The organism is Vibrio sp. 378, assembly GCF_033339435.1.
Genome location: NZ_JAWOUO010001295.1, coordinates 1 through 501 on the forward strand (window position 1 = coordinate 1; position 501 = coordinate 501).

The following is a 501-nucleotide window of genomic DNA, read 5'->3' on the forward strand; positions in this document are numbered from 1 at the left end:
GGAAGGCAGTCTTGGTCAGATGGTCGCGTTGTCACTACTACGTGAACTTGGGCCGGTGGTTACTGCGCTTCTTTTCGCTGGACGTGCAGGCTCTGCGCTGACGGCAGAAATTGGTTTGATGAAAGCTACTGAGCAGCTTTCAAGCTTAGAAATGATGGCAGTTGACCCACTGAAACGAGTGATTGCACCACGTTTTTGGGCTGGGGCTATCTCAATGCCACTACTTGCGATGATCTTCATGGCTGTTGGCATCTGGGGGGCACAGCTCGTCGGTGTGGATTGGAAAGGTGTGGATCACGGCAGCTTTTGGGCAGCCATGCAATCTTCTGTTGAGTTGGGACAAGATATCGGCAACAGCATGATCAAATGCTTTGTGTTTGCCATTACGGTAACTTGGATTGCTCTATTTAATGGCTACGATGCGATTCCTACCTCGGAAGGGATCAGCCGCGCAACTACGCGCACTGTTGTGCATTCTTCTTTAGCAGTACTGGGACTAGA

At 50.7% G+C, this 501-nt stretch carries 1 protein-coding gene; it reads left to right on the forward strand.

The window, feature by feature from the left end; translation table 11 throughout:
* A partial coding sequence (locus R7Q48_RS31650) for an MlaE family lipid ABC transporter permease subunit (RefSeq protein ID WP_318134433.1) occupies positions 1 to 501 on the forward strand: 501 nt, incomplete at both ends.